This is a genomic window from Pseudonocardia sp. Cha107L01, from assembly GCF_052566575.1.
On sequence record NZ_CP199579.1, the window covers coordinates 5,797,531 to 5,822,816 of the forward strand.

The 25,286-nt window shown below is 73.0% G+C and carries 25 protein-coding genes; 18 read left to right on the forward strand and 7 right to left on the reverse strand.

Annotation, left to right across the window (positions count from 1 at the left end; translation table 11 throughout):
- Positions 1–91 precede the first annotated feature (91 nt).
- Positions 92–685, forward strand: coding sequence for a hypothetical protein (locus ACTXG6_RS27120; RefSeq protein WP_445182208.1), 594 nt, complete (start codon positions 92–94; stop codon positions 683–685).
- Positions 686–720: 35 nt separating this feature from the next.
- Here the strand turns inward: ACTXG6_RS27120 and ACTXG6_RS27125 are convergent, their stop codons facing one another.
- Positions 721–3,192 carry an Hsp70 family protein gene (locus ACTXG6_RS27125; protein ID WP_445182209.1) on the reverse strand — a complete coding sequence of 824 codons (2,472 nt, stop codon included), beginning with the start codon at positions 3,190–3,192 and terminating at the stop codon, positions 721–723.
- A 30-nt stretch (positions 3,193–3,222) separates the two neighbouring features.
- Positions 3,223–4,083: a helix-turn-helix domain-containing protein gene (locus ACTXG6_RS27130; RefSeq protein ID WP_445182210.1), complete on the reverse strand. Its 861-nt coding sequence runs from the start codon at positions 4,081–4,083 to the stop codon at positions 3,223–3,225.
- Positions 4,084–4,168: 85 nt separating this feature from the next.
- Here ACTXG6_RS27130 and ACTXG6_RS27135 point away from each other — a divergent pair, with 85 nt between their 5' ends.
- From ACTXG6_RS27135 to ACTXG6_RS27145, 3 genes are all read left to right on the forward strand, one after another.
- Positions 4,169–4,810: an NAD(P)-dependent oxidoreductase gene (locus ACTXG6_RS27135; RefSeq protein ID WP_445182211.1), complete on the forward strand. Its 642-nt coding sequence runs from the start codon at positions 4,169–4,171 to the stop codon at positions 4,808–4,810.
- Between the two features lie 86 nt (positions 4,811–4,896).
- Positions 4,897–5,484, forward strand: coding sequence for a TetR/AcrR family transcriptional regulator (locus tag ACTXG6_RS27140; protein ID WP_445182212.1), 588 nt, complete (start codon positions 4,897–4,899; stop codon positions 5,482–5,484).
- A 159-nt stretch (positions 5,485–5,643) separates the two neighbouring features.
- Positions 5,644–6,102 carry a hypothetical protein gene (locus tag ACTXG6_RS27145; RefSeq protein WP_445182213.1) on the forward strand — a complete coding sequence of 153 codons (459 nt, stop codon included), beginning with the start codon at positions 5,644–5,646 and terminating at the stop codon, positions 6,100–6,102.
- A 10-nt stretch (positions 6,103–6,112) separates the two neighbouring features.
- Here ACTXG6_RS27145 and ACTXG6_RS27150 read toward each other — a convergent pair whose 3' ends face one another.
- Positions 6,113–6,637 (reverse strand): hypothetical protein, encoded by a 525-nt coding sequence (locus ACTXG6_RS27150; protein ID WP_445182214.1) that lies wholly within the window; start codon positions 6,635–6,637, stop codon positions 6,113–6,115.
- 130 nt (positions 6,638–6,767) lie between these two features.
- Here ACTXG6_RS27150 and ACTXG6_RS27155 point away from each other — a divergent pair, with 130 nt between their 5' ends.
- On the forward strand, positions 6,768–8,480 hold the full coding sequence (locus ACTXG6_RS27155; protein WP_445182215.1) for an NAD-binding protein: 1,713 nt from the start codon (positions 6,768–6,770) through the stop codon (positions 8,478–8,480).
- 110 nt (positions 8,481–8,590) lie between these two features.
- On the forward strand, positions 8,591–8,779 hold the full coding sequence (locus ACTXG6_RS27160) for a hypothetical protein (protein ID WP_445182216.1): 189 nt from the start codon (positions 8,591–8,593) through the stop codon (positions 8,777–8,779).
- A 173-nt stretch (positions 8,780–8,952) separates the two neighbouring features.
- Here ACTXG6_RS27160 and ACTXG6_RS27165 read toward each other — a convergent pair whose 3' ends face one another.
- Positions 8,953–9,399 (reverse strand): Lrp/AsnC family transcriptional regulator, encoded by a 447-nt coding sequence (locus ACTXG6_RS27165; protein WP_445182217.1) that lies wholly within the window; start codon positions 9,397–9,399, stop codon positions 8,953–8,955.
- Positions 9,400–9,522: 123 nt separating this feature from the next.
- Between ACTXG6_RS27165 and ACTXG6_RS27170 the strand changes: the two genes are divergently transcribed.
- From ACTXG6_RS27170 to ACTXG6_RS27190, 5 genes are all read left to right on the forward strand, one after another.
- On the forward strand, positions 9,523–10,422 hold the full coding sequence (locus tag ACTXG6_RS27170; RefSeq protein ID WP_445182218.1) for a tryptophan 2,3-dioxygenase: 900 nt from the start codon (positions 9,523–9,525) through the stop codon (positions 10,420–10,422).
- 20 nt (positions 10,423–10,442) lie between these two features.
- Positions 10,443–11,696 (forward strand): kynureninase, encoded by a 1,254-nt coding sequence (gene kynU, locus ACTXG6_RS27175; RefSeq protein ID WP_445182219.1) that lies wholly within the window; start codon positions 10,443–10,445, stop codon positions 11,694–11,696.
- A 38-nt stretch (positions 11,697–11,734) separates the two neighbouring features.
- Complete coding sequence (locus ACTXG6_RS27180; RefSeq protein ID WP_445182220.1) at positions 11,735–13,099, forward strand: FAD-dependent oxidoreductase; 1,365 nt, start codon at positions 11,735–11,737, stop codon at positions 13,097–13,099.
- Between the two features lie 119 nt (positions 13,100–13,218).
- Positions 13,219–13,680: an NUDIX hydrolase gene (locus ACTXG6_RS27185; RefSeq protein ID WP_445182221.1), complete on the forward strand. Its 462-nt coding sequence runs from the start codon at positions 13,219–13,221 to the stop codon at positions 13,678–13,680.
- 112 nt (positions 13,681–13,792) lie between these two features.
- Positions 13,793–14,251: a carboxymuconolactone decarboxylase family protein gene (locus ACTXG6_RS27190; RefSeq protein ID WP_445182222.1), complete on the forward strand. Its 459-nt coding sequence runs from the start codon at positions 13,793–13,795 to the stop codon at positions 14,249–14,251.
- 29 nt (positions 14,252–14,280) lie between these two features.
- Here the strand turns inward: ACTXG6_RS27190 and ACTXG6_RS27195 are convergent, their stop codons facing one another.
- Positions 14,281–14,838, reverse strand: coding sequence for a helix-turn-helix domain-containing protein (locus ACTXG6_RS27195; RefSeq protein ID WP_445182223.1), 558 nt, complete (start codon positions 14,836–14,838; stop codon positions 14,281–14,283).
- Between the two features lie 209 nt (positions 14,839–15,047).
- On the opposite strand from ACTXG6_RS27195, the gene ACTXG6_RS27200 reads away from it, so the two are divergent.
- The 5 genes from ACTXG6_RS27200 (at position 15,048) to ACTXG6_RS27220 (ending at position 19,436) form a co-directional block, all read left to right on the forward strand.
- Positions 15,048–15,362 carry a DUF3311 domain-containing protein gene (locus tag ACTXG6_RS27200; RefSeq protein ID WP_445182224.1) on the forward strand — a complete coding sequence of 105 codons (315 nt, stop codon included), beginning with the start codon at positions 15,048–15,050 and terminating at the stop codon, positions 15,360–15,362.
- Complete coding sequence (locus ACTXG6_RS27205) at positions 15,359–16,882, forward strand: sodium:solute symporter family protein (RefSeq protein WP_445182225.1); 1,524 nt, start codon at positions 15,359–15,361, stop codon at positions 16,880–16,882. Before ACTXG6_RS27200 ends, ACTXG6_RS27205 begins: the two co-directional genes overlap by 4 nt.
- A complete protein-coding gene (locus ACTXG6_RS27210; RefSeq protein ID WP_445182226.1) occupies positions 16,872–17,195 on the forward strand; it encodes a TIGR04076 family protein in 324 nt (107 codons plus the stop codon). Before ACTXG6_RS27205 ends, ACTXG6_RS27210 begins: the two co-directional genes overlap by 11 nt.
- 56 nt (positions 17,196–17,251) lie before the next feature.
- A complete protein-coding gene (locus tag ACTXG6_RS27215; RefSeq protein ID WP_445182227.1) occupies positions 17,252–18,271 on the forward strand; it encodes an LLM class flavin-dependent oxidoreductase in 1,020 nt (339 codons plus the stop codon).
- A gap of 64 nt (positions 18,272–18,335) precedes the next feature.
- Entirely contained in the window at positions 18,336–19,436 is a 1,101-nt protein-coding gene (locus ACTXG6_RS27220) for an LLM class flavin-dependent oxidoreductase (protein ID WP_445182228.1), read from the forward strand.
- 3 nt (positions 19,437–19,439) lie between these two features.
- Here ACTXG6_RS27220 and ACTXG6_RS27225 read toward each other — a convergent pair whose 3' ends face one another.
- Positions 19,440–20,237 (reverse strand): DUF427 domain-containing protein, encoded by a 798-nt coding sequence (locus ACTXG6_RS27225; protein ID WP_445182229.1) that lies wholly within the window; start codon positions 20,235–20,237, stop codon positions 19,440–19,442.
- A 41-nt stretch (positions 20,238–20,278) separates the two neighbouring features.
- Here ACTXG6_RS27225 and ACTXG6_RS27230 point away from each other — a divergent pair, with 41 nt between their 5' ends.
- Entirely contained in the window at positions 20,279–21,466 is a 1,188-nt protein-coding gene (locus ACTXG6_RS27230; RefSeq protein WP_445182230.1) for a lactate 2-monooxygenase, read from the forward strand.
- A gap of 185 nt (positions 21,467–21,651) precedes the next feature.
- On the opposite strand, the gene ACTXG6_RS27235 is transcribed toward ACTXG6_RS27230, so the two are convergent.
- A complete protein-coding gene (locus ACTXG6_RS27235; RefSeq protein ID WP_445182231.1) occupies positions 21,652–22,716 on the reverse strand; it encodes a 3-oxoacyl-ACP synthase III family protein in 1,065 nt (354 codons plus the stop codon).
- 339 nt (positions 22,717–23,055) lie between these two features.
- On the opposite strand from ACTXG6_RS27235, the gene ACTXG6_RS27240 reads away from it, so the two are divergent.
- Positions 23,056–25,200, forward strand: a complete 2,145-nt coding sequence (locus ACTXG6_RS27240) for a protein kinase domain-containing protein (RefSeq protein WP_445182232.1) — start codon at positions 23,056–23,058, stop codon at positions 25,198–25,200.
- Positions 25,201–25,286 lie beyond the last annotated feature (86 nt).

Genomic DNA, 25,286 nt, shown 5'->3' on the forward strand with positions numbered 1-25,286 from the left:
TAGCTTGGAAAGCGGTTTCAACGGCGGTCCACCAGATCGCGTGGAGCGCCTGTACGCGGCGCTACCTCGTCGCCCGACCCTGGAGAATCTGATGGCTCGCGCCACCTGTGCGCTGGTCGCCGTGCTGGCCGCCCTGCTGCTCGCCGGCTGTCAGGCGGCACCGCGAGCCCCCCAGACTCCCGTCCCGCCCCCCACCCAGGTGGCGCCACCCAGCTCCACCCCGGCCGCCGCACCGCCGAGCACCCCGCCGCCGCCGGTGGCCGCCCCCGGCAAACAGATCACCATCCAGCTCACCGGGTACTCGTACGCGGACAACACCCCGCCGGGCTCCTCACAGGTGTGCTGCTCGGTGCTGCACCGGACCGCCGGCGGCCAGGGCACCTTCGCGGACCCGATCACGGTCGCGGTGCCGGGTTCGGGCGGGCGCGGGATGCAGTTCGCGCAGGGGACCCGGTTCTACCTGCCCACCGTGCGGCGCTACGTCATCGTGGAGGACTCCGGGGCGTCCAGCTACGGGTTGCCGCACCTGGACATGTGGGTGGACGGCCGGGGCGGCAGCATCGGCGCCGTGGAGAACTGCATGGACGCGATCACCGGCCGGGTGCCGGCCGAGCTCAACCCACCGCCGGGCCGGCCGGTGCTGGCCGGCCCGATCTCCTCCGGTTACGGCTGCCACATCCCCTGACCGGCTCGATCAGCCCGACCGGGGGCCCGAGGGGCTCAGCTGATGTTGAGCACCGTGACGGAGCCGGACCCGGTGTTGGCGAGGTAGGCGTGCCGGCCGTCCGGCGTGATCGCCAGCCCGTTCGGGAGCTGACCGGCGGGAACGGTGGCGGTGACCGCGTTGCTGGTGGTGTCGATCAGTGACACCGAGTTTGCGTCCTGGTTCGTCAGGTACGCGTGGCGGCCGTCCGGTGAGATCGCCAGGTTGGCCGGGTTCCGGCCGACCGGGACAGTGGCGGTGACGGTGTTGTTGTCGGTATCGATCACCGAGACGGTGTCCGAGCCGAAGTTGGTGACGTAGGCATGGCCGCTGTCCGGGGAGATCGCCACGCTGCCGGGTACCGCGCCGACGAGGACGGTGCCGGTCACCGCGTTGGTGGCGATGTCGATCGCCGAGACGCTGCCGGCGGCGGCACCGGCACCGAAGTTGGTCAGGTAGGCCCTCCTGCCGTCCGGTGAGATCGCGACCGCGGCCGGGGTCGCGGCGACCGGGATCGTGGCGGTGACGGAGTTGCGGGCGGTGTCGATCACCGAGACGGTGGCCGACCCCTGGTTGGCGACGTACGCGGTGCGCCCGTCCGGGGTGATCGCCACCCCGGAGGGCAGGCCGCCGACGGGGATCGCGGTGACCGCCGAGTTGCGGGCGGTGTCGATCACCGAAACGGTGCCGGAGCCGTAGTTGGTGACGTACGCGGCGCCGCCGTTCGGGGTGATCGCCACGTTGGCCGGCTGGTGGCCGACGACAACCGTGGCGGTGACCGCGTTGCTGACGGTATCGATCACCGAGACGTCGTTCGAGCCGTTGTTGGTCACGTAGGCGTGCCGGCCGTCCGGGGTGATCGCCACCCGACCCGGCTGCAGCCCGACCGGGACGGCCCCGGCCACCGCTAGGGCCGGGATCGCGGGCGGGGTGTTCACCGGCGGCGGCGCGCTGAGCCGCGGTGAGCTGAGCGCCGGTGTGCTGGCGGGTGCCGTGCCCGCTGGGGCGTCCTCGGTGCCGCGGGTGAGCACCGCGGTCGTGGCCAGCACGACCGCCGCCACCGCGACCACCGAGACGAGGATCGTCGCGCGGACCCGGCGCGGCCGCGCGGTGGTGCCTACCGCCACGGTCTCGGCGCTGCTCAGCCGTGCCGGCTGCGCCGTGGCCGGGGTGCGGGGGATGGCCGGGCGTTCCCGGACCGGCGCGGGCTCGTCCGTCCGGGGAGCGTCCGGGTCGGAACCCGATGGCCCCTGGTCGGGCCCGGCCGGCGGCCTCGGTGCGGGCGGGCTCGGGACGGACGGGTGCGGTGCGGACGGGCTCGGTGCGGACGGGCTCGGTGCGCGCCCGGGGACGGGTGCCGGTGTGGGTGGGGCGGTGGCGGCACTCCGCCGCGGGGTCGGGCGCCCGGCCGGGCGAGCCGTGCCGTTCGCGCTCAGCGCGGCGTGGGCAGCGGCACCGAGCGCCACGGCGTACTTCGGGTGGGTGTCCACCACGGTCGGGCGACCGAGCTCCTCGGACACCATGCGCGCCACCAGCGGGATCCGCGACGAGCCGCCCACCAACAGGACGGCGCTCAGCTCGTCCGGCGTGATCCGCGCCGAGCGCAGCGTCCGGGTCAACGCCCCGACCGTGGACTCGATCTGCGCCCGCACCAGTTCCTCGAACTCGGTACGGGTGATCGTGACCTCGAAGTGCCGGCCGGGCAGGAACACCGGGACCACCGCCTCGGTGTCCACCGAGAGGGTTTCCTTGGCCAGCACGCAGTCCTGGCGCAGCCGCGCGAGCGCGACCATGATCCGGGGGTCGCGCTGGTCCAGCTCGCGCAGGCCGCCGTTCGAGGCGCTGTCGACATGGCTCAGGATCGCGTCGTCGAAGTCGATCCCGCCCAGCCGCTCGATCCCCTCGGGGGCGCCGAGGATGTCGATCCCGTCCGGGCGCTTGCGCAGCACGGTGACGTCGAACGTGCCACCACCGAGGTCGTAGACCGCGACGACCTGGCCGTCCTCCAGGCGCCGGGTCGCCGCGTAGTGCATCGCGGCGGCCTCCGGCTCGGTGATCGCCACCGTGTCGGACAGCCCGGCGAGGGTCGGGACCTCCTCGAACAGGCCGCGCCGGAACGGGCCCCAGTTCGCCGGGTGGGTCAGTACCACGTGGTCCGGTGGCGCGCCCTCCGTCGCGCTGACCCGGGCGAGCACGTCACGCAGCACCGCCGCCAACAACTCGACCGCGGTGTGCCGCTCGCCGCCCAGGATCATCGGCGTCGGGTCGCCCAGCCTGCGCTTGAAGCCCTGCGCCGCCCGGTCCGGGTCACTGGCGGCGCGCCAGCTGGCGGCCTCCCCGGTGAGCAGAGTGCCGTCCTCGCCCACGTAGACAGCCGTCGGCGTCACCACCGAACGGTCACCGAGGGTGAACATCTCCGGCGCGGAATCCTGGGCGGTCGCCGCGGCCACAAAGGTGGTGCCGAGATCGACACCCAAGCTGTAGCCCACCGCACCTCCCCCGGAGCAAAGCAGCCCATGCTAGCCGGCGCGGGCCAGGCCACGGCGGAAGGCGGCTGGGGTGATCCCGGTGCGGCGCAGGAAGAACTTGCCGAAGTTCGTCGGCTCGCTGAACCCCAACCGGCGCCCGACCGCACTGGCCGGCAGGTCGGTGTAGGCCAGCAGCCGCTTGGCCTCCAGGGCGATCCGGGCGTCGACCAGCTCGCGGGCCGAGCGCCCGGTGGCGGCGGCGCTGGCCCTGGTCAGGGTGCGCACGCTGTAGCCGAGCCGGTCGGCGTAGTCGGCCACCCGGTGAGTGCTGGCGAAGTCGCGCTCCACCGCTTCGGCGAACCGCGCCGCGATCCCGTCCGGGTCAGCCGGCGCCGGCTCCGCCGGGCCGAGCCGCCCGATCCGCAGCAGCAGCACGCTGAGCAGGTGCCGCCGGGCCTCGTCGGCGGCCGCGCCGGGGGACTCTGCCTCGAGCAGCAGCTGCCGGGCGGTGTCCCGGATGCGGGCGTAGGGCGCCGGGTCGGCGTGCCAGACCGAGGCGCCCGGCCGGTCGCCGAGGAGCGCGGCCACCTCCGCCGACGGTGCCGGCACGACCGGCGTGAACAGCACCAGCTCGCCCTCGACCGTCGGCCCGAACCGCTGCACCTGGCCGGGCCGGACCCACACCACGGTGTGCTCGGCGCAGCGGTACTCGACGAAGTCGATCTCATGGTGGGTGCTGCCCCGGTCCACCAGCATGATCTGGTGGAACTCGGTGCGGTGCGGCTCGCGCAGCTGGCCCTCCTCGTCCCGGCCGCAGAGCTCGCCCCGGGACACCACCTCGAGCTCCAGCCCCGGCCCGCTGGGCGCGTGGAACCCGATGCGCCGCACCCCGTCACGTCCGATTTCGACCATGCCTAGTCCGCTCGTCACCTTTCCGGCGGCCACCGCCCCGGCAGATCATTGAAGTCTCAATCGAGTGTGTGAGGGGAAGATCCCAATGAGCAAGGTAGTCGTGTTCGGGGCCGCCGGTCAGTTCGGTCGGCGGGTCATCACAGAGGCGGTCAGTCGGGGCCACGAGGTCGTCGCGGCGGTGCGCAACCCGGCGTCGGCGCCGGACTTCGGTGTCGGGGTCGCGGTGGTGACCGGGGACGTGACGTCGGCCGACTCGGTCGCCGCGGTGGCCAAGGACGCCGACGTGCTGCTGCTCGCCGTCGGCGGTCCGGGCCGGGCGCTCTTCACCGACTCCGCCGCCACGGTTCTGGCGGTCGTCGCGGCGCTGCCCGAACCGGCGCCCCGGATCGTGCACATCGGCGGCGGAGCCAGCCTGACCACGCCGGACGGCACCCGCTTCCTGGACCTTCCGTCGTTCCCCGCCGCCTACCTGGACCCGGCTACCGGGCAGTCCGACGCGCTGGAGCTCTACCGGGCCAGCAGCGGCGCCAACTGGACCTACGTGTCGCCGCCGCCGATCCACTTCCACCCGGGGGAGCGGACCGGCAACTACCGCACCGGGCTGGACCAGCCGGTGGCCGGCGACGACGGGCAGGCGCGGCTGAGCTACGAGGACCTGGCGGTGGCCGTGGTGGACGAGATCGAGCGGCCCGAGTTCCAGAACACCCGGTTCACCGCCGGTTACTGAGCCGCCGGTTACTGAGCCGGCGACGGCGGCCCCGGGCACAGCGCGGTATCCGGACCGTTCGGTCAAGATAGACGTATACTTGCTGCATGGGACGACCTCGGGAGTTCGACGAGCCGACAGTGGTCGCCGCCGCGCAGGGTGCGTTCTGGGCGCACGGTTATGCCGGCACCTCACTCGCGGACCTGATGTCGGCGACCGGTCTCGGCAAGGGCAGCCTCTACGGCGCGTTCGGTGACAAGCACGGGCTGTTCGTGCGCACGTTCGACGAGTACTGCACGGATGCGGTCGCCGGCGTCGAGGCCGCGCTGACCGGCGACGGGCCGGCCTACCCCCGGCTCGTCGCGCACATCAGGGACACCGCCGAGTCGACCATCGAGGACGTGGACCGGCGCGGCTGCTTCCTGGCCAAGGGCTCCGCCGAGCTGGCCGGCACCGACGAGGCGGTGTTCGAGCGGGTGCGCGGTGCCTTCATCCGGCTCGTCGAGCTGCTCACCGACTGCATCGCCGCCGCGCAGCGGGAGGGCGACCTGGCCGCCGACGCCGACCCGCGCCAGCTGGCCGCCACCGTGCTGGCCACGCTGCGCGGCATCGAGGCGCTCGGTAAGGCCGGCATGGACGCGGAGCTGCTGCGGGGTGTCGCCGAGACGGCGGTCACCCTGTTGCCGAGGGCTTGAGCCGACCTCGTCGGGTCCGGATCGGTGCCGCTGGCGGTGCACCGAGGTTGCTGAGACGGTCACCGAAAACTCAGATTGCTTTCAGCTGCACCGGCCATCCTCGCCGGTACCTCGGGCCGGCGACCGTCGGCGGCCCATCCCCGACGAGGAGTATTTCGCATGCCCAACCTCCCCGCTCCCCGCTACCGCCGCCCGATCACCGCGGGACTCGCCGCCCTGGTCGGCACCGGCGCCGTGCTCCTGACGGCCGCGTGTTCCGGCGGCAGCACCGCACCGTCGTCGGCGGCGCCGCCGTCGGCCGGGGCGTACCACCGCCCGGCCGGCATAACCGGGAAGATCACCGCCGAGTCCGGCACGACGTGGACCGTGGTCAACGCCCAGGGCACCCAGTTCACCGTGGACATCACGCCCCAGACCACCTTCGGCACCAGGCAGGCGCAGGCCACCGCGCAGCAGTTCCCGGTAGGCACCATGGTCCGGGCGATGGGCCAGGTGAGCGGCTCCACGGTGACCGCGACCCACATCGTCGACGCCCGGATGCGCCAGCGGGGCCAGGTCCCGGCCTCGGCTCCGGCTCCGGCTCCCGCTCCGGCGAGCAGCGCACCCAGCCCGAGCTAGCGGCGGCGGGTCAGGCTGGCTGGTAGACCTGGTAGACCTGGTCGACCGGGGCGCCGAGCAGCCGGTCGGCCATCTCCCGTTTGAGCACGCAGAGGTGGCGCTCCTGTTCGGCGGAGCGGGGATCGGTGCGGGACAGCGCGATGAACTCCTCGGTGACGTAGCCGTCGCGCAGCACCAGGGTCACCGTGTTGCCGCGGTAGTCGAACCGGAACACGTACCGCTCCAGGATGTGTCCCCGGTCGGCCCGCTCCAACCCGCGGTCGACCAGGTACCGACCCTCGGTGACAGCCCGGGTGACCAGCTCGAACGCGTCCCGCGCGCCCGGGCCGGGGAACGCCGTGGACAGCCGGATCTCCCGGCGCTCCGGCGGTTCCCCGGGCGAGATCAGCGGGAAGGCGCGGGCCATCGCGGTGAAGCCGTGCGCGACGCCGCCCGGTGCGAGCGGACCGTGGTAGCGCATCAGGTCGTCCACCCGGAAGCGCAGCGGCTGTCCCTGGTCCAACACGTCCAGCGGGGGGCTCTCGGTCCCGGACATCAGGCGGACTCCCTGCTCGGCTGGATGGGTGGATGGCTGGATGGGTGGATCCGACACTCGCGGGATTCGAGGTGACTTTCCGTGACCCGTTCGGCACTGCGAGACACGGCGGCCATCTAGGCTGACGCGAGTGGTGGATGAGGCGAGCCGCACCGGGCGGCACATGGTGATCTGTGGGGACAACCCGCTGGCACACCGGTTGGCCGCCGAGCTGGTCGACCAGGGCGTCGGGCGGTTGACCGTGATCGTCAGGTCCAGCACCCGCAACCACGCACCCCGGATCGGCGCGCTGCCCGGGGTCCGGCTGGTCGAGGCGGCCGAGCTGGGCCCCGAGGCGTTCCAGGCGGCCGGTCTGGAGCACGCCAGGGCGCTCGCGCTCGTCGACCAGGACGACGTCGGCAACATCCACGCCGCGCTGCGCGCCCAGGAGGTCAACCCGGACATCCGCCTGGTGATCAGGTTCTTCAACATGAGCCTCGGCTACCGGATCCGCGAGCTGTTCCCGGGTTCCGCGGTGTTGTCCGACTCGGCCACCGCCGCGCCCTCGTTCGTCGCGGCCGCGCTCGGCGAGGTGGCGCCGAACCACGCCCGGCTGCCTGGGCGGCCCGGCCGTACCGCGTATGTGGCCCGGCGCGCGGACGTGCCGCCGGCCCGGGTGGTCTGCGGACTGGCCGACACCAGCGGCTCCGGCTCGCCGAAGCGGCTGCCGGCGGACGAGCGGGCCGACCTGGTGCTCGCGCTGGCCGAGGGGGCGGCGGCGCCGAGCCAGCGCGAGATGTCCCGCCGCGCCCGGTTGCGCCCGCGCACCCTGTGGCGGACCGTGCTGTGGCCGCGAGTGCGGGCGGTGGCCAGCCGCAAGCTCGCGATCGCCGCGCTCGGGCTGTGCGTGCTGCTCGGCCTCGGTACCGCGCTGTTCGCCGACGTGGCCGGCTACTCCTGGCCGGACGCGGTGTACCTGACCGTGCTCGATGCCGCCGGCGCCGCCCAGCCGGACCGTGAGTTGAGCATCGCGGAGAAGATCATCCAGTCGATGATCACCATCGTCGGCATCGCGTTCATCCCGGTGGTGACGGCGGCGGTGGTGGACGCGCTCGTGGGCTCCCGGCTGGCCGTGGCCCTCGGGCGGCCGCGTCCGGTCTCCGGGCACGTCGTGGTGGTCGGGCTCGGGAACGTGGGATCGCGGGTGATCGAGCAGCTGCACGACCTCGGTGTCGCGGTGATCGGCGTCGAGCGCGACGAGAGCTCGCGGGGCGTGGCCAAGGCGCGGCACCTCGGCCTGCCGGTGGTGATCGGCGACGCCAGCCGCGAGGACACCCTGCGCGAGGCCTACGTCGAGTCCAGCCGGGCGCTGGTGGCGGTCACCAACAACGATGTGACCAACCTGGAGTCCGCGCTGCACGGCCGCGCCATGCGGCCTGACCTGCGCATCGTGCTGCGGCTGTTCGACGACGACCTCGCCGAGCGGGTGCAGCGCAGCTTCAGCATCCAGATCTCCCGCAGCGTGTCGTTCCTGGCCGCGCCGGCGTTCGCGGCGGCGATGATGCACCACGACGTACTGGCCACCATCCCGGTCGGCCGCCGGGTGCTGCTGATCGCCGAGGTACCGGTGGCCGGCGGCAGTCCGCTCGCCGGCCAGCGGCTCGAACAGATCAACGTCGAAGGTCTGGCCAGGGTGTTCGCCCTGCAGCGCCACGGCAGCGACCAGCTCGAGCTGCCGCCGCCGGCCACGCACCCGCTCGCCGGCGGGGACCGGATCGTCGTGGTCGCCACCCGGGGCGGCCTGTCCACCCTGCTCGCCCGCGCCGAGCCCCCGCAGACCCAGCGCGCCGTCGCCGGCCAGTAGAGCCGGGGGCGCCCGCCGACCCGCGGCGCCCGCCGACCGGCGGTGCCCAGCCGGCCGGCGGTGCGCGCTGCCGGCGGTGCTCGCCGTTACCGAGCTGCACAGGAGGCAGGTTGCAAGCGCCAAAAACCTGCCTGCTGTGCAGCTCCGTAACAGCCGGCCGCCAGGTGAGCCGCCGGGCGCAGGTGGGCGGCGAGCTCGGGGCGGCGGCGGCGCCCAGCCGGCCGGCGGTGCCCAGCTGGCCGGCGGTGCCCAGCTGGCCGACGGTGCCCAGCTGGCCGGCGGTGCCGGCCGCCAGGTGAGCCGCCGGGCGCAGGTGGGCGGCGAGCTCGGGGCGGCGGCCAGCCATGCGGCCGGCCACGCGCGGCGGCCGGCCACGCGCGGCGGTCGACCGGGCGGCGGTCAACCGGGCGGCGGTCAACCGGGCGGCCGGCCACGCGCGGCGGTCAACCCGGCGGCCGGCCACCGGCGGCGGTCAGCCGGCGGGCAGCACCGGGCACCACTCGACAGGGCTGGACAGCACCATCGTGCTGGCCGGCTGCCCGAACGCGGCCAATCGGTCGATCACCGCCTCGAACCCGTCCATCGAGCCGGCCACCACCCGCAGCATGCTGCAGGCGTCCCCGGTGATCCGGTCGATCCCACGGACCTCCGGCCACTCGCCGACCGAGGGGTCCCGGAGCACGCAGCGCGGGCCGTAGCACGACATCCTGATCAGCGCGGCGACCGTCCAGCCGACCTTGGCCAGGTTGACCTGGGCGTGATACCCGGTGATCACCCCGGCTTCCTCGAGCCGGCGGACCCGCTCGGCGACCGCCGGCGGAGACAGGTGCACCCGGCGGGACAGCTCACTGAACGAGAGCCGCGCGTCGGTCTGCAGCTCGCTCAGGAGCAACCAGTCCATGTCATCCATGGCGGTCATCCATGGCCACCTTCCGTTCGGAAACCCCGCTCCCCGATCTAACTCTGACTGCGGGGGTCACCAGGCGAAAGTACCGTTGATGCGGAATTCCGTCCGCGGCCCGGACCGGCCACCATGTTGTAGATGAGGACCACGAACCTGCGACCGGTCACCGAACGCGAGCGCGCCGAGCGGGCGGCGGTCAACGACGGTGAGCCGACGCTCGAGTTCGGCGGTCGGGTGCCCTACGACGCCTATGTGCGCGCCAGCACCCTGCACAGCCTGCAGCGCACCGTCAGCGACGACCCGGGGGAGCGCTCCTTCCTGGTGATCAGCCAGGTGATGGAGCTGTACTTCGGCATGGTCCAGTTCGAGCTGCGGGAGGCCCAGCGGCTGCTGCGCGAGGACCGCGACGACGCAGTGTGGGGTGCGCTGGCCCCGCTGCGCCGGGCCGCCCTGGACCTGGAAGGGCTGAACGCGAGCTGGCGGGCACTGCGCTGGATGACGCCCGCCGACTTCAACCGGTTCCGCGACCTCCTCGGTGAGGGCTCCGGGTTCCAGTCCGCGATGTACCGCCGGATGGAGTTCGCGCTCGGGCTGAAGATGGCCTCGCTGATCCGGCCGTTCCGGCAGCAGCCCTCGGTGTACGGCGAGCTGGCCGCCGAGCTGCGCGCTCCGAGCCTGTGGGACGAGGTGATCGCCCTGCTGGCCCGCCGCGGCTACCCGATCCCGGATGCGGCGGTGGACTGCGAGGTCGGTGCCAGGGATTTCACCAGTGATCACGAGCCGGATCCGGCGGTCGAGGCGGCCTGGGCGGAGATCTACCGCGACACCGGCCCGGACAACCATCTCCGGCTGCTCGGGGAAGCGCTCGGCGAGGTGGCCGAGACCTTCGGCGACTGGCGTTACCAGCACCTCAAGGCGGTGCAGCGGGCGATGGGCGCCAAGGTCGGCTCCGGTGGCACCGACGGCCTCGGCTGGCTGCGCCGCGCGATGGACCGGGTCGTGTTCCCCGAGCTCTGGTCGGCCCGGACACTGATGTGACCCTCGCGGAAAGACAGAACGTGACCGTCGCACTGACCGGTACCGAGGCCGAGGCGCACCACCTCGACCGGGCCGACCCCGGGCACCGCGAGCTGTTCCACATACCGCCGGCGGTCGGCGGACGCTATCCCGACACGGCCTACCTGGCCGGCAACTCCCTCGGCCTGCAACCGAGAGCGACCCGCGAGCAGCTGCTCGCCGACGTCGACGCCTGGGCGCGGCTCGGCGTGGAGGGCCACCTGGACGCCGAACGGCCCTGGCTGCCGTACCACGAGTCGCTCACCGGGCCGGCTGCCCGGCTGGTCGGCGCGGTGCCGGCGGAGACCGTGATGATGAACTCGCTGACGGTCAACCTGCACCTGCTGATGGTGTCGTTCTACCGCCCCGACGGCCGGCGCGACCGGATCGTCATCGAGGACTCCGCGTTCCCCTCCGACAGCTACGCGGTCCGGTCCCAGGCGCGCTTCCACGGCCTCGACCCGGACCGGGCGGTGGTCCGGCTGGACCCCGGCGACGTGCTGGACTACCTGGCCGCCGAGGGCGACACGGTGGCCCTGGTACTGCTCGGCGGGGTGAACTACCTGACCGGCGAGCTGATGGACATCCCGGCGATCACCGAGGCCGGGCACGCCGCCGGCGCCGTCGTCGGCTGGGACCTCGCGCACGCCGTCGGCAACGTTCCGCTGCGGCTGCACGACTGGGACGTCGACTTCGCGGCCTGGTGCACCTACAAGTACCTCAACGCCGGCCCGGGAGCGGTGGCCGGCGCGTTCGTGCACGAGCGGCACCTCGGCGCGCGGGACGACCTGCCCCGGTTCGAGGGCTGGTGGAGCACCGAGGCGGGCACCCGGTTCGAGATGGCACCGGTGTCCCGGCCACCCGCGACCGCCGACGCCTGGCAGGTGTCCAACCCGCCGATCTTCGCGATGGGCCCGGTGCGGACCTCGCTGGAGCTGTTCGACCAGGTCGGCATGGCGGCGCTGCGGGAACGCAGCCTGCGGCTCACCGGGTACCTGGCGCGGCTGCTGGCCACCGCGGTCCCGGACGGGGCGTTCACCGTGCTCACCCCGGCGGACCCGGACCGGCGTGGCTGCCAGCTGTCGGTGCAGCTGCGCGGGTGCAGCGCCGAGGACCTGGTCGAGCGGCTCAGCCGGCGGCACGGCGTGGTCGCCGACGCCCGGCAACCGGACGTGGTGCGCCTCGCCCCGGTGCCGCTGTACTCCACCCACCACGACTGCTGGCGGGCTGTCGAGGCGCTGGCGGCCGAGCTGTGAGCGCCGAGCTGTGAGCGCCGAGCTGTGAGCACCGGACTGTGAGCACCGTGACGGGGGACAGTGCCGAGGTTGCGGTGGTCGGCGGCGGCCTGGCCGGGTGCCTGCTGGCCTGCTTCCTGGCCCGGCGCGGCCATCAGGTCACCGTGTACGAACGCCGCCCGGACCCCCGCACCGCCGGCGCGGAACGCGGCCGGTCGATCAACCTCGCGCTGTCCGAGCGGGGCCTGGACGCGCTGCGCCGGATCGGGCTTGCCGAGCAGGTGCTGGCCGACGCGCTGCCGATGCGCGGCCGGATGATCCACCCGGTGGCCAGGGAGCTGGACTTCCAGTCCTACAGCGTGGCCGGGGACCGGGCGATCAACTCGATCAGCCGGGGCGCGCTGAACAACGCCCTGCTGGACGCCGCGCAGGCCGCGCCCGGCGTCCGCCTGCGTTTCGGGCACCGGCTGACTGCGCTGGACCCGGACACCGGCGAGCTGACCCACGACACCCCGGACGGCCCGGTGCGGACCACCGCCGAGGTGATCCTGGGCGCCGACGGGGCGGGTTCGGCGGTGCGCCGGGCGCTGCGCGAGCGCGGCCTGATCGAGGAGCGGGTGGACTTCCTGGATTACGGCTACAAGGAGCTCACCATCCCGCCCCGGGCCGGGCAGTTCGCGCTGGACCCCGGCGCGCTGCACATCTGGCCGCGCGGCACCTCGATGATGATCGCGCTGCCCAACCCGGACCGTTCCTTCACCTGCACGCTGTTCTGGCCGACCGAGGGTCCCGGCAGCTTCGCCGCACTCGGCGACCCGGCCGCGATCGAGCAGCACTTCGGCACCCACTACCCGGACGTTCCGGCGCTGGCACCGACCCTGGTCGAGGACTACCGGCTCAACCCGGTCGGAACGCTCGGCGCCGTGCACACCAGCAGCTGGCACACCGGCGGCCGCGTCGGGCTGCTCGGCGACGCCGCCCATGCGATCGTGCCGTTCTACGGCCAGGGCGCCAACTGCGCGTTCGAGGACGTCGTCGAGCTGGACCGCTGCCTGACCGACACCGACGGCCGGTGGAGCGCCACGCTGCCGCTGTTCGAGCGCCGCCGCCGGGACAACACCGAGGCGATCGCCGGGATGGCGCTGGCCAACTTCGTGGAGATGCGGGACAGGGTGTCCTCCCCGCTGTTCCAGCTCGGGCGCCGGGTCGAACACGCGCTGGAGCGCGCACTGCCCGGGCTGTACGTGTCCCGCTACGAGCTGGTGTCGTTCTCCACCACGCCGTACGCCCGGGTGCGGCGCCGGGTCGCCCGCCAGCACCGGGCGCTGGCCGGCGCCTCGGCGCTGCTGCTGACCGGCCTGCTCGCCGCGGCCGGTGGTTACGGCCGCAGGTCCAGGGCGGCGCGCAGCGACCCGTCCAGGTAGAACGGCGTCGAGTTGTGCTCGTGCACGATCCGCCAGCTGCCGCCGCCGGCGCCGCACGGCTCGGTTAGCGCTCGAGGCCACGAACTGACACCGACCGCGACGGGGCCCATGCTGGGTCGATGGCTCGCGTGGAGTACTACAACGATCCGAACGCGCCGAAGGCGAACAGTCTCGTCCCGGCGGTCACCGCCTCGATCCGGGACTCCGACGACCGGATCCTGCTGGTCCAGCCGGCCCAGGACGGGCCGTGGGCGCTGCCGGGCGGTGTCATGGTGGCCGGTGAGGCGATCGCCGACGCGGCGATCCGCACGGTCGCCGAGGAAACCGGCATCCAGGTGGAGATCATCGGACTGGTCGGCATCTACACCAGCCCGCACCACGTGACGGCCGACGAGGACGGCACCGTCCGCCAGGAGCTCTCGGTGTGCTTCCACGCCCGGCCGGGCAGCGGGCAGCTGAGCGAGGCCGCGACCGCCCGCTGGCTGGACGTCGCCGAACTGGACGGGCTGCCCATCCATCCCTCCAGCCGGACCCGCATCAACGATGCTCTGGGCGACCGCGCCAGGCCGCGTATCGCCTAGCGCCGCCCCGATCGCGCCGGCCCTCGGTCACATTCTCCGGCCCGGATCCGTCAGAGCTGCGACGGACCGAGACGGCGGCCGGAGTACGGCGCCAGAAGTGGGAGAGCAGCTCATGAAGGCACGGATGAAGAACCCGGCAATGGTCCTCCCGGACGCCATGACCGGCATCCAGCAGCTGTACAAGGCCATGCACCAGGGTGGGGTGCCGGCGACGACGCTGGAGCTGGTGCACCTACGGGCGAGCCAGATCAATGGCTGCTGCGCCTGCGTCGACGCGGGTGTGCAGAGCGCGCGCAAGGCCGGCGAGACCGACTATCGGCTGCTGCGGGTGGTGGCCTGGCGGGAGACCGACCTGTTCACCGACGCGGAGCGAGCCGCACTGGCCCTCACCGAGGCCGCCACCCGGCTGGCCGACCGGCCCGAGGCCGTCACCGACGCGATCTGGGACGAGGCGGCCGACCACTTCGACGAGAAGGGCCTCGCGGCCATCATCCTCATGATCGCCACCACCAACTTCTTCAACCGGATCAACACGACGATCAAGGAACCGGCCGGCGCCAGCTGGAGCTAGAGCCACCGCACTGGGGGAGTCAGCGCTGGTCAGGGGATCGGCGGGGTGACCGAGAGGATGAACTCGACGGGGTCGGCGGAGGTGTTGCGGTAGCGGTGCGGCTGGCGGGAGTCGAAGGTCACGGCCTCGCCGGCCGCCACCGCGTGCGGCACCCCGTCGACCTCGGCGGTCAGCGTGCCGGCGACGACGAACACGCACTCCAGCGAGGCGTGGCTCCACGGTTCCTCGCTGGTCGCCTCGCCCGGTTCCAGCACCCCGCGCAGGACCTCGAGCTGGCCGTTGCCGGGGGTCAGCCGCTCGTAGCCGATCTGGCCCTTCGGCCCGAGCAGCAGGGACCGCTCGCCCGGCCGGCTGATCCACAGCGCCGGCGCCGCCGGGTTCTCGAACAGGCTGGCGAGCGACTCCCCGAACACTCCGGCCAACCGGCGCAGCGTGGCCAGGCTCGGCTCGGTGACCCCGCGTTCGATCTGGCTCAGCAGGGTCGCGGACACCCCGGCCTCGGCCGCCAGGGCGCGCAGGCTCAGGCCCCGCCGGGTGCGCAGCAGACGCAGCTGGTCGCCGATCATGATCTCCTCATGCAGGTGCACTGCACAACATCCGACCCAAAATGTACGACCTGCCGCACGCTGACAGCAATCACCCACGACCGTTTCGTGGGTAAATTGTGCATTGAACTGGGAGTTCTTGCCCGGTGCCGTCTTGACCGGCTCCAGAACCGGCCGTACGGTGCTGCGAGTTAGTGCAGTCACACTGCACAGATTCCTGCCGCACCTCGCTGCCACAGCCCGGAGTCGCCATGGTCACCCCGCCACCGCCTGCCCCGCCGCCCGCCCGTCGGTCGCTGAACCACCGTTGGCTGCTCGTGCTGCCGTTCATCTGGCAGGTGGGCCTGGTGCCGGTGGTCAACGACGTCAGCTTCGCACCGCTGCACATCCCGTTCCCGATGTGCTGGCAGCTGCTCGGCATCGTGGCCACCTCGATCGTGGTCGGCGTTGTGTTCCGGCTGGACCGCCGGGCCGGCGTCGAGCGGGAGGAGGCCGAGTTCCTGGCGGCCACCGAGCCGGCCGGGCACACCGCCGGGTCGCGGCCCGACCGGGGTCCGGAACGATGATCATCGCGCTGGTACTGGTCATCGTGCTGGGCACGATGGCGGGGGCGATGGCCTTCGGTCGGCGCACCGGTGCCGGGACGAACCTGGTCGACTGGGCGGTCGGCGGCCGCCGGTTCGGCACGGTGCTGTTCTGGTTCCTCAACGCCGGCGAGGTCTACACGACGTTCGCGGTACTCGGCATCGCCGGCTACGCGTACGCGCTCGGGGCGCCGGCCTACCTGGCGTTCACCTCGGTCTCCCTGAGCTACGCCATCGGCTACTGGCTGATGCCCAAGGTCTGGCGGGCCGGCCGGTCACACGGCCTGATCACCCAGCCGGACTTCTTCGCGGCCCGGTTCGACGCGGACTGGCTGGGCGTGGTGACCGGCCTGGTGGGGATCGCCGCACTGGTGGTCTACGTGCAGATCCAGCTGGTCAGCCTCAGCCTGATCGTGCAGCTGACCATGGGCAATGCGGTGTCCGCCGGCACGGCCGTGGTCGTCGGCGCGGTGCTGATGGTGGCGTTCGTGCTGTTCGCGGGGCTGCGGTCGGCGGCCTTCTCGGCGGCGGTCAAGGACATCCTGATGCTCGTGATCGTGGTGCTGCTCTCGGTCACGGTGGCCGGCAAGGTCGGTGCGGCCTCGGTGCTGGACGTGTTCCGGCTGGTCGAGACCGCGCACCCGGGGATCGGCAGGTTCCCCGGCCTGGATCCGACCTCGCCGACCACCTCGGTGTGGCTGATGACCTCGGCGCTGAACGTGGCACTGGGCAACTGGGTGTTCCCGCACCTGTTCCAGGTCTCCTACGCGGCCCGCTCGGGCACCGCGATCCGGCGCAACGCGATCTGGCAGCCGCTGTACTCGCTGGCCTACTTCTTCATCATCCTGCTGGGGTTCGCCGCGCTGCTGGCCGGTACGAAGCCGACCGGCGGCAACTCCAACGGCGCGCTGCTGCAGTTCGTCGCCGACAAGTACCCGGCGTGGGTGATCGGGCTGGTCGCCGGCACCGGGTTCCTGCTGGCACTGGCACCGGGCGCCACCCTGCTGCTCACCTCGGGCTCGATCTTCACCCGCAACGTGCTCGGGCCGTTCACGGGCCAGCTGACCGACCGGGGCTCGATGCTGGCCACGCGGCTCTCGATGGCGGTGTTCGCCGGGGTGGCGGTCTGGCTGACCATCGGCAACAGCCAGTCCCTGGTGGACATCCTGCTCTACGCCTACTCCGCGATCGGGATGCTCGCGCCGAGTGTGTTCCTGGCCTTCCGGTGGCGGCGGACCACGGCGATCGGGGTGGTGGCCGGCATCGTGGTCGGGTTCGCCGCGCTGCTCGCTCCGTTCGCCAAGAACTACTGGTCGGACCACCTGCCGCAGTGGGAGCCGGGGCTCATCGCAATGGGGATCAACCTGGTGGTGGTGATCGGGGTCAGCCTGCTCACGCCCCGGCCCGGGGACGCGGCGATCGCGGTCGGCCTGGCACCGGCCGCCCGACCTGCCCGTGAGCTGGACCCGGCCAGCGGGAGAGGTGGCGCGGGTGGAGCCTGACGCGGTGACCGAGCTGTACAACCTGCGGGTCACGGTGGACCGGATCGAGGGGCGCTCGGTCTGCGGAATGCGGGTCGGCGACTACTTCGAGCTGGTCAACAGCTCCCAGCTGACGCTGCCCGAAGGCCGGCCGTTCTGCGTCTACGCGCTGGCATCGGTGCTGCCGCTACTGCCGGCCAAACAGCGCCAGCTGCCGGCGGGCGACTGGCTGGAGCGGGACTCCCTGGTGTGCTGCCCGGACCCGGAGGAGCGGCTCATCATGCGGGTGGAGCGGACCGGGCGGTGCCGGCTCAACACCGACGATCTGACATGAGCGGGGCTGAGCTGGGCCGAGCTGACGGGGGCCGAGCCGACTTGAGCCGAGCCGACTTGAGCCGAGCCGACCGGGGCCGGGTGGAGATCGGGCTCGGGCTGCAGGGGGACAAGCGCCCCGGCGACTACGCCGCGCTCGCCGCGCTCGCCGAGGGGCACGGGTTCGACGTACTGAGTGTGTTCGGCGACTTCATGTTCCAGCCGCCGATCGTGCCGCTGCTGGAGATGGCGGCGGTGACCGAGCGGGTCCGGCTCGGCGCGGCCTGCTGGAACCCGTTCTCGGTGCACCCCTACGAGATCGCCGGCCAGCTGGCCGCCCTGGACCTCGCCTCGGCCGGCCGGGCCTACCTCGGACTGGCCCAGGGCGCCTGGCTGGACGCGGTCGGCATCCGGCGGCCCCGTCCGGTCCGGGCACTGGGCGAGGCCATCGCGCTGATCGGCGCACTGCTGGCCGGCGACGACCGCGAACTGGCCGGCGAGCGGTTCCCGATGGCGGCCGGCACCCGGCTGCGCTGCCCGGTGCACCGCCCGAGGGTGCCGGTGCTGATCGGTGCCTGGGGGCCGAGGATGGCGGCGCTGGCCGGCCGGGTCGCCGACGAGCTGAAGATCGGCGGCACCGCGAACCCGGAGATGGTCGGCGTGCTGCGCTCCCGGATCGCGGTCGGCGCGGCCGAGGTGGGGCGGCGCTCCGACGACGTGGGCATCGTGGTCGGCGCGGTGACCGTGGTCGACGAGGACGAGAAGCTCGCGCGGGCACGGGCGCGCACCGAGGTCGCGCTCTACCTGGGCGAGGTGGCCCACCTGGATCCGACGGTGACCGTGCCGCCCGACCTGCTCACCGAGGTGCGGCGCCGGGTGGCCGAGGGCGACCAGCCCGGCGCCGGCGACCTCATCCCGGACGACGTGCTGGACCTGTTCGCGTTCTCCGGCACCCCGGAGCAGGTGGCCGCCCAGGCGCGGCGGTTGATCGACGCCGGGGTGCACCGGGTGGAGTTCGGCACCCCGCACGGCCTCACCGACGCCGGCGGGGTTGACCTGCTCGGGTCGCGCGTGCTGCCCCTGCTGGACCGCGGTTGAGCCGCCCGCGCTTGCAACTTTTCGAATAGCGAGTAGAAACTGGGGAGGAGACCGGAGGTGGCGGATGCACGTCGGCATGGGGCTGTTCTTCCAGGACCTGGACTCGCCCCGGTCCGACGGCGAGATCGTCCGGGACCAGCTACACGTGGCTGACCAGGCCGAACCCCGCGGCTTCGGCTCGATCTGGACCGCCGAGCACCACTTCACCCGCTACCACATGATGCCCAACCCGGCCCAGTTCCTGACCTGGATGGCGGCGCGCACCCGGACCGCCCGGCTCGGCACCATGGTGATGGTGCTGCCGTGGCACGACCCGGTCCGGGTGGCCGAGGAGATGGCCTGGCTGGACACCGTCTCCGGCGGGCGGGTCGTGCTGGGCCTGGGCAGGGGACTGGGCTCCATCGAGTTCGAGAACTTCCGGCTCGACATGGGGGAGTCCCGGCAGCGGTTCGTGGAGTACGCCACGGCGATCTCGGACAGCCTGGAGACCGGCGTCCTGACCTCCGACGGTGAGCTCTACCGACAGCCGCCCGCCGAGCTGCACCCGCCGGCGGCGGCCAGCTTCCGGGGCCGCACCTACGCCTCGGCGGTGTCCCCGGAGTCCGCGAAGATCATGGCGAAGCTGGGCTACGGGCTGATGCTGATCGCCCAGAAGCCGTGGCAGACGACCGTCGAGGAGACCGAGGCGTACCGGGGGCTGTTCATCGAGCTCAACGGGTTCCCGCCGCCGCGCCCGGTGCTGCTCAACTTCACCACAGTCGACCTCGACGCCGGGCGCGCGCGGGACCTGCACGACCGGTACACCATGGGCTACGCGCGCTCCACCATCGACCACTACGAGTTCACCAACGAGCGCCTCGAGCACATCCCCGGCTACGAGTACTACGCCGGCCTGCGGCGCAACATCGAGAAGCACGGGGTCGCCAAGTTTAACCGGTTCCTCGCCGACCTGCAGATGGGCGGCACCCCGGAGGCGCTGCTCGAGCAGACCGTGGACCGGGTCCGGGCGCTGGACGCCGGCGGAGTGATCAACGTGTTCGGCTTCGGCGGGATGCCGGCCGAGGCGGCGCAGCGCAACCTGGACACCTACGTCGAGCACGTGCTGCCCAAGCTGCTCGCCACCGACACCTTCCGCGACATCTGCGCCCCGAACGGCCGAGACTGAGCACTACAACGGCTGGCCGTCCACCTCGGTGGTGAGCTCGTCGTGCAGGAAGCTGCGGTAACCCTTGATCCGGGCGGACTCGTCGAGCGGCGTCTGGTAGCCCCAGGCCACGTCGGCCAGGTCGCGCCCGTCCACGGTCAGCGTCCAGTAGCTGGCCCAGCCCTTGTACGGGCACACCGTGCGGGTGTCGGTGGCGGTGAGCAGCTCGGTCCGGATGTCGCTCTCCGGCAGGTAGTACCGGTTCGGCAGGCCGGTCTCGGACAGCAGCAGCGCCTTGTCGGACTCGGCCACCACGGTCTGTCCGGCGAGCACCCGCACGTGCTGGCTGGTGGCGCGCACGTCGACGCGGTGGAACGGGTCCGGCAGGTGGCCCACCGCCTCGTCGTCCTCGTCCAGCCACCGGTCCGGCGCCGACCAGTACAGCGCCGCGTACCCGCTCAGCCAGGACGCCGTCTCGATCGGGTCGGCGTAGTGCCAGACCGCGTTCTCCACGACCCGGTCGCCAACGTGGATCGACCGGTAGGAGGCGTCACCCTTGAACGGGCAGTGCGTGCTGTGGTCGGTGGCCTTCAACAGGTCGCTGCGCAGGTCCGCCTCGGGCACGTAGAGCTGCGGCGCCAGGCCGGTCTCGTGCACCAGCACCCCGTTGCGGGTGTCCAGCAGGGTCTCGCCGGCGAGCTCGGCGCGGACCCGGCGGGGGAAGGGGTGCATGAGCAGCCGGTGCGCCGGGCCGTCGATGGTGTAGTTGGTGAGCTGGTCGTCGGAACGTGCCAGCGGCCCGGGGAGCCGGGTGAGCGTCATGGTGATCCTCTCGATCCGTGTCGCTACTAGCCTTGCCCTCTATGACCTCCCCGACACCGCAGGTTGTTCCCACCACGGCGTATCAGTCCGAGATCTACCTGGCCGGGCTGTCCGGCACGACGCCGGCGCTGCCCACCGATCTGACCCGGCTGGAGGCACTCGCCGAGCAGAAGCTGGACAGCGGACCGTTCTGGTACGTCGCCGGCGGCGCCGGTACCGGGGCCACCATGCGGGCCAACCGGGCGGCCATGGACACCTGGCGGATCGTGCCGAGGATGCTGCGGGAGGCCACCCAGCGGCGGCTGGCGACCACGGTGCTGGGTACCGAGCTGCCGGCGCCGGTCCTGCTCGCGCCGGTCGGGGTGCAGTCGATCGTGCACCCCGACGGCGAGCTGGCGGTGGCCCGCGCCGCCGCCGAGCTGGGCGTGCCGATCGTGCTGTCCACCGCGTCCTCGTACACCATCGAAGAGGTCGCCGAGGCCTCCGGCGCCGGTCCGCGCTGGTACCAGCTCTACTGGCCGACCGAGGACGAGGTGACGATCAGCCTGCTGGGACGGGCCCGCGCGGCCGGCTACACCACGCTCGTCGTCACCCTCGACACCTGGACGCTCGGCTACCGACCGCACGACCTCGACCAGTCGTACCTGCCGTTCATCCGCGGCGTCGGCACCGCTATCCCGTTCTCCGACCCGGCGTTCCGGGCCAAGCTGGCCGCCGCGCCGGAGGACGACCTGATGGCCGCCGTCGGGCGGTGGCTGCCGATGTTCACCGGCACCGCCCTGCGTTGGGACCGGCTGCCGCTGCTGCGCGAGCACTGGGACGGGCCGATCGTGCTCAAGGGCGTGCAGCACCCGGAGGACGCCCGCCGGGCCATCGAGGCCGGGATGGACGGGATCGTGGTGTCCAACCACGGCGGCCGGCAGGTCGACGGCGCGGTCGCCGCGCTGGACACGCTGCCCGGGATCGTCGCCGCGGTGGACGGGCGCGCCGCGGTGCTGTTCGACTCCGGGGTGCGCACCGGCGCGGACGTGTTCAAGGCGCTGGCACTCGGCGCGGACGCGGTACTGCTGGCCAGGCCCTACGTGTACGGGCTCGCGCTCGCCGGCCAGGACGGCGTCCGGCACGTGCTGCGTAGCCTGCTCACCGAGCTGGACGTCACTCTCGGGCTGGCCGGGTACGCCGACGTCGCCGAGCTGACCCCCGACGCCCTGGTGTACGGCCGCCCCTAGCCCCGCGAGCGTAGCTGGCACAGACCGTGTACTGCTCGGACGGACCCTGTAGGGCCTGTGCGGGCTGCACCGGGTCTGTGCCAGTCAAGGTGCAGTCTGGCCATCCCAGACGATGGACAGGACTGTGGTTACTCTCAGTGGTGACCGCGGACTCGCTGTTCGAGCGCGTTAGGCCAGCCCCGCGCCTACGCCGCCCGGCTGGCCGGCATCCCGGCCGACCAGCGCAGCATCGCCGCCGCCATGGACATCCCGCCGCCGAAGGCAGCCAGCAGCACGGTCTGCCCGGGGTGGACGCCGACGCCCCGCACCGTCTCGTCCAGGGTGATCGGCACCGACGCCGCGCCGGTGTTGCCGTACTCCCGCACGGTCAGCCGCACCTGTTCGGCCAGCCCGGCGCGGTCGGCAAGGTCGGCCAGCATGAGCCCGTTGGCCTGGTGCGGGACGAAGTGGTCGACGTCGGACGGGGTCAGCCCGGCGGCGAGGATCAGTTCGGCCAGCATCGGCGGCACGTGCTCGGACACGTAGTCGCGGACGTCGCGACCGATCATCCGGAAGTGGTGCAGGCCGGCGTCCAGGGTGGCCGACGAGGCGGGCAGCCGACTGCCGCCGGCCGGCACCTCGATCAACCCGCGCTTCGCGCCGTCGGACACCAGCCTGGTCCGCAGCACCCCGTGGCCGGCCGGCACCGGGCCCAGAACCGCCGCACCCGCCCCGTCGCCGAAGAGCACGGCGGTCCGCCGGTCCGCCGGGTCCACGATCCGGCTGTACAGGTCCGCCCCGATGACCAGCCCGTAACCGCCGTCGCCGAGCAGCCGGGACACGGTGGCCAGGCCGAACACGAACCCGCTGCAGACCGCGTTGAGGTCGAACGCGGCGGCGTTCCTGGCGCCGATGAGGTCCTGCACGATGCACGCGGTGGCCGGCTGCGGCTGATCGGGTGTGGAGGTGGCCACCACGAGGAAACGCAGCTCCTCGGGGTCCAGGCCGGCGGCCTCGAGCGCGGCGACGGCGGCGTGCGCGGCCAGGTCGGAGGTGGCCTCGCCGGCGGCGGCGCGGCGCCGGGACCGGATGCCGGTCTTGCGCTCGATCCACTCCGCGCCGACACCGGCCGGGCCGCCGACCTCGTCGTTGTCGACCACGCGCGCCGGCAGATAGGAACCGGTGCCGACTATCCCGACGCAGGCTTCGGTAGGAATGCCGGTGGGGATGCCGGTGGGACGGCCGGTGGAGCTGCCGCTCGAGGGCGTCATGGCGGGCCTGCCTTTCCTCCGGATGAGGAGTACCCCGGTTGTACTCGGCAGTAACCTCGAAAGGGACCGCCACCCGGGGCCTGCGGGCACCCACTCGGCGGCCCGTTGCTCTGCGCACATATGCGCAACAGCGTGGGACGGGTTCGGCGGCTGTTGCGTATACCTACGCAGAGCAAAGGGCGGGCGACCGTAGGGCGTATCGTCACCCGCCAATTGGTGGATGGTTGACTCGTTCGAGTCGGACACGACTCACTGTGACATTCCTATGAGTGCCACCATCGGGTGATGGCGGTGCCATAGTGGGGTCCAGCGAACGGCAGGGGAGGAGCGTGGCGGCCGGTGGGTGCACTGGTGGCGCTGGTCGGGGGCGCCCTCTCTTTCCTGCAGGCGATCTTCGGGGCGGACGTGTGCCCTGGTAGCTGGGCATGGACGACGACCGCACTCGGCGTCTTCGTCGGTCTGGTGCCGACCGCGGGGGCGGTCACCGTGGCCCTGCTGCGCAGGGGCTCCGGCCCGGCGCGCTCGGGCGGCGGCGCGCTGGTGCCGGTGATCGGGCTGCTCACCTGCGGGCTGCTGCCGTGGCTGATGTTCAACGCGACCGGTGCGGTGTTCCGCGCGCCCAGGCTGGCCGGCGCCGGACTGACCCCGGCGGACCGGGCCACCCTGGGCGAGGCGAGCTGCCTTGGCATGTCCCAGCGGGCGTACCTGGGTTCGGCGTCGGTGTCCGACGCGCTCGGCCACGGCGCCGTACGTACCGCGCTGTTCGCCGCACCGCTGGTGTTCTTCCCGGTGGTCGCGGCGTTCTTCGTGTGGGTACAGGGCAGGATTGCGCTGCGCCGGGGTCCGAAATCGCCGGGCCGGTACTTCTGGCTGCCGCTGCTCCTGGTTGCGCTGCTCACCGGGCGGCTACCGGCCGGGTCGACCGCGCACCTGTGGTTCGGCGTACTCCTCGCCTCGGTGGCCGGGGTGTTCATCGTGCTGCTGGTACCGGCGCCGGCCCCGGTCCGCAGGCGCCCCGTGGTGCCGTCGGTGCGGGCCATCCCGACCCAGCGACCGGCCACCTCGCCACGCTCCGCCCCGAACGCACACTCGGCCCCGAGAGCCGCGCCACCGCCGAAGGCCGCGCCGGCGAAACCCGCGCCGGCGAAGTCGGCCAAGAAGGCACTGCCGCCGGCCGCGAAGTCCCCAGGCCCCGCACCCGCGAAGGCCGCGCCCGTCGCGAGGCCGAACCCCGTCGTGCCGGCGCAGCGGGCCGGCCAGGCGCCCAGCAAGGTCCAGCAGCCGGCGCACAACCGGTCGAAGGTGCCGGCGCACGCGCAACCCGGTGGTCAGCCCAGCCAGGCGATCGCCGGGGCCAAGGCGTGGGCGGCCAACGCACTGGCGAACGCCGGGCTGGCCGGCGGCTGGGCCAACGGCGCCTGGGCCAACGGCGCCTGGCGGGACCGCCTGTTCGGCCCCCCCGCCGAGGCCCCGCGTCCGTCCGCCGGTCGGCCCGGTGCACCCGCACAGCCGGCGAGCGCACCGTTGGCCGCGGACCCCGGACCCCTCCCGACCGGCGCCGCGGTGCCGAAGCCGAGGCCGCCGGCCACGCTGGTCGAGTCGCCGAGCTCCGCTGTGCGGCGGTTCGACCTGATCCGCCAGCTCGGCGCGGGCGGTTTCGGCGGCGTGTGGCTGGCCAATGACCACCGGCTGGGGAAACGGGTGGCGGTCAAGGCGGCGCACGCCCCCGACGAGGACACCGAGCTGCGGATCCGGCGCGAGGCGCGGGCGCTGGGGGCGGTCGCGCACCCGAACTGTGTGCGCATCCTGGATCTGGTGGATAGCCAGTCCGACGCCGGGCTGGCCGGACTGCGTGGCCTGGTGATCGTGATGGAGTACGTGGACGGGCAGTCGCTCGGCGAGCTGGTGACCGCCCGGGGACCGGTGGACGACGTGGCCGCGGCGCGGATCTGGCTGCGCAGCGCCGGCGCACTCGCGGCCGCCCACCACCAGGGTGTGCTGCACCGCGACGTCAAGCCCAGCAACGTCGTGCTGGACGCGTGGGGCGAGCCGCACCTGATCGACTTCGGCATCGCTCGCGCCCGCGGTGACATGACGCTGACCATGCACGGCATGGTGATCGGCACCCCGGACTTCCTGGCACCGGAGACGGCCCGGGGCGACCGGGCCACCCCGTCGTCGGACGCCTGGCAGCTCGCCGCCACGATCTCCTTCGCCCTGACCGGCGCCCCGCCGAGGGGCGACCACACGAACGCGGTGTCCGGCCTGCGCGCGGCCGCCGCGAGCACGGCGCCGAGCAACATGCCACTCGCCAGCGTGCACCGGCAGCTGCTCAGCGCGTGCCTGGCCACCGACCCGGCCGCACGGCCCTCTCTCGCCGACGTGCGTCGCACCCTCGAGCAGTGGCTGTCCGCGCGTCCGGCGCCGGGTGCCACCGGACGTCCGTTCACCGCCGTCCCACCCCGGCAACGCACCCGCGGCTGATCATCGGTGCCGGCTCGGCGGTAGCCTGCGCCACCTCAGGGGCACCAGCGGCATCTTCCGAACCAGCCGGGATCACCTGCCCCCGG

Bases quoted from the DNA above. Each gene is read 5' to 3' on its own strand.
- ACTXG6_RS27220 (WP_445182228.1), top strand. From the start codon at position 18,336: ATGCACGTCGGCATGGGGCTGTTCTTCCAGGACCTGGACTCGCCCCGG.
- ACTXG6_RS27150 (WP_445182214.1), bottom strand. From the start codon at position 6,637: ATGTCCGGGACCGAGAGCCCCCCGCTGGACGTGTTGGACCAGGGACAG.
- ACTXG6_RS27165 (WP_445182217.1), bottom strand. From the start codon at position 9,399: ATGACCGCCATGGATGACATGGACTGGTTGCTCCTGAGCGAGCTGCAG.
- ACTXG6_RS27205 (WP_445182225.1), top strand. From the start codon at position 15,359: ATGATCATCGCGCTGGTACTGGTCATCGTGCTGGGCACGATGGCGGGG.
- ACTXG6_RS27135 (WP_445182211.1), top strand. From the start codon at position 4,169: ATGAGCAAGGTAGTCGTGTTCGGGGCCGCCGGTCAGTTCGGTCGGCGG.
- ACTXG6_RS27140 (WP_445182212.1), top strand. From the start codon at position 4,897: ATGGGACGACCTCGGGAGTTCGACGAGCCGACAGTGGTCGCCGCCGCG.
- ACTXG6_RS27170 (WP_445182218.1), top strand. From the start codon at position 9,523: ATGAGGACCACGAACCTGCGACCGGTCACCGAACGCGAGCGCGCCGAG.
- ACTXG6_RS27230 (WP_445182230.1), top strand. From the start codon at position 20,279: ATGACCTCCCCGACACCGCAGGTTGTTCCCACCACGGCGTATCAGTCC.
- ACTXG6_RS27120 (WP_445182208.1), top strand. From the start codon at position 92: ATGGCTCGCGCCACCTGTGCGCTGGTCGCCGTGCTGGCCGCCCTGCTG.
- ACTXG6_RS27185 (WP_445182221.1), top strand. From the start codon at position 13,219: ATGGCTCGCGTGGAGTACTACAACGATCCGAACGCGCCGAAGGCGAAC.
- ACTXG6_RS27225 (WP_445182229.1), bottom strand. From the start codon at position 20,237: ATGACGCTCACCCGGCTCCCCGGGCCGCTGGCACGTTCCGACGACCAG.
- ACTXG6_RS27235 (WP_445182231.1), bottom strand. From the start codon at position 22,716: ATGACGCCCTCGAGCGGCAGCTCCACCGGCCGTCCCACCGGCATCCCC.
- ACTXG6_RS27130 (WP_445182210.1), bottom strand. From the start codon at position 4,083: ATGGTCGAAATCGGACGTGACGGGGTGCGGCGCATCGGGTTCCACGCG.
- ACTXG6_RS27145 (WP_445182213.1), top strand. From the start codon at position 5,644: ATGCCCAACCTCCCCGCTCCCCGCTACCGCCGCCCGATCACCGCGGGA.
- ACTXG6_RS27200 (WP_445182224.1), top strand. From the start codon at position 15,048: ATGGTCACCCCGCCACCGCCTGCCCCGCCGCCCGCCCGTCGGTCGCTG.
- ACTXG6_RS27190 (WP_445182222.1), top strand. From the start codon at position 13,793: ATGAAGGCACGGATGAAGAACCCGGCAATGGTCCTCCCGGACGCCATG.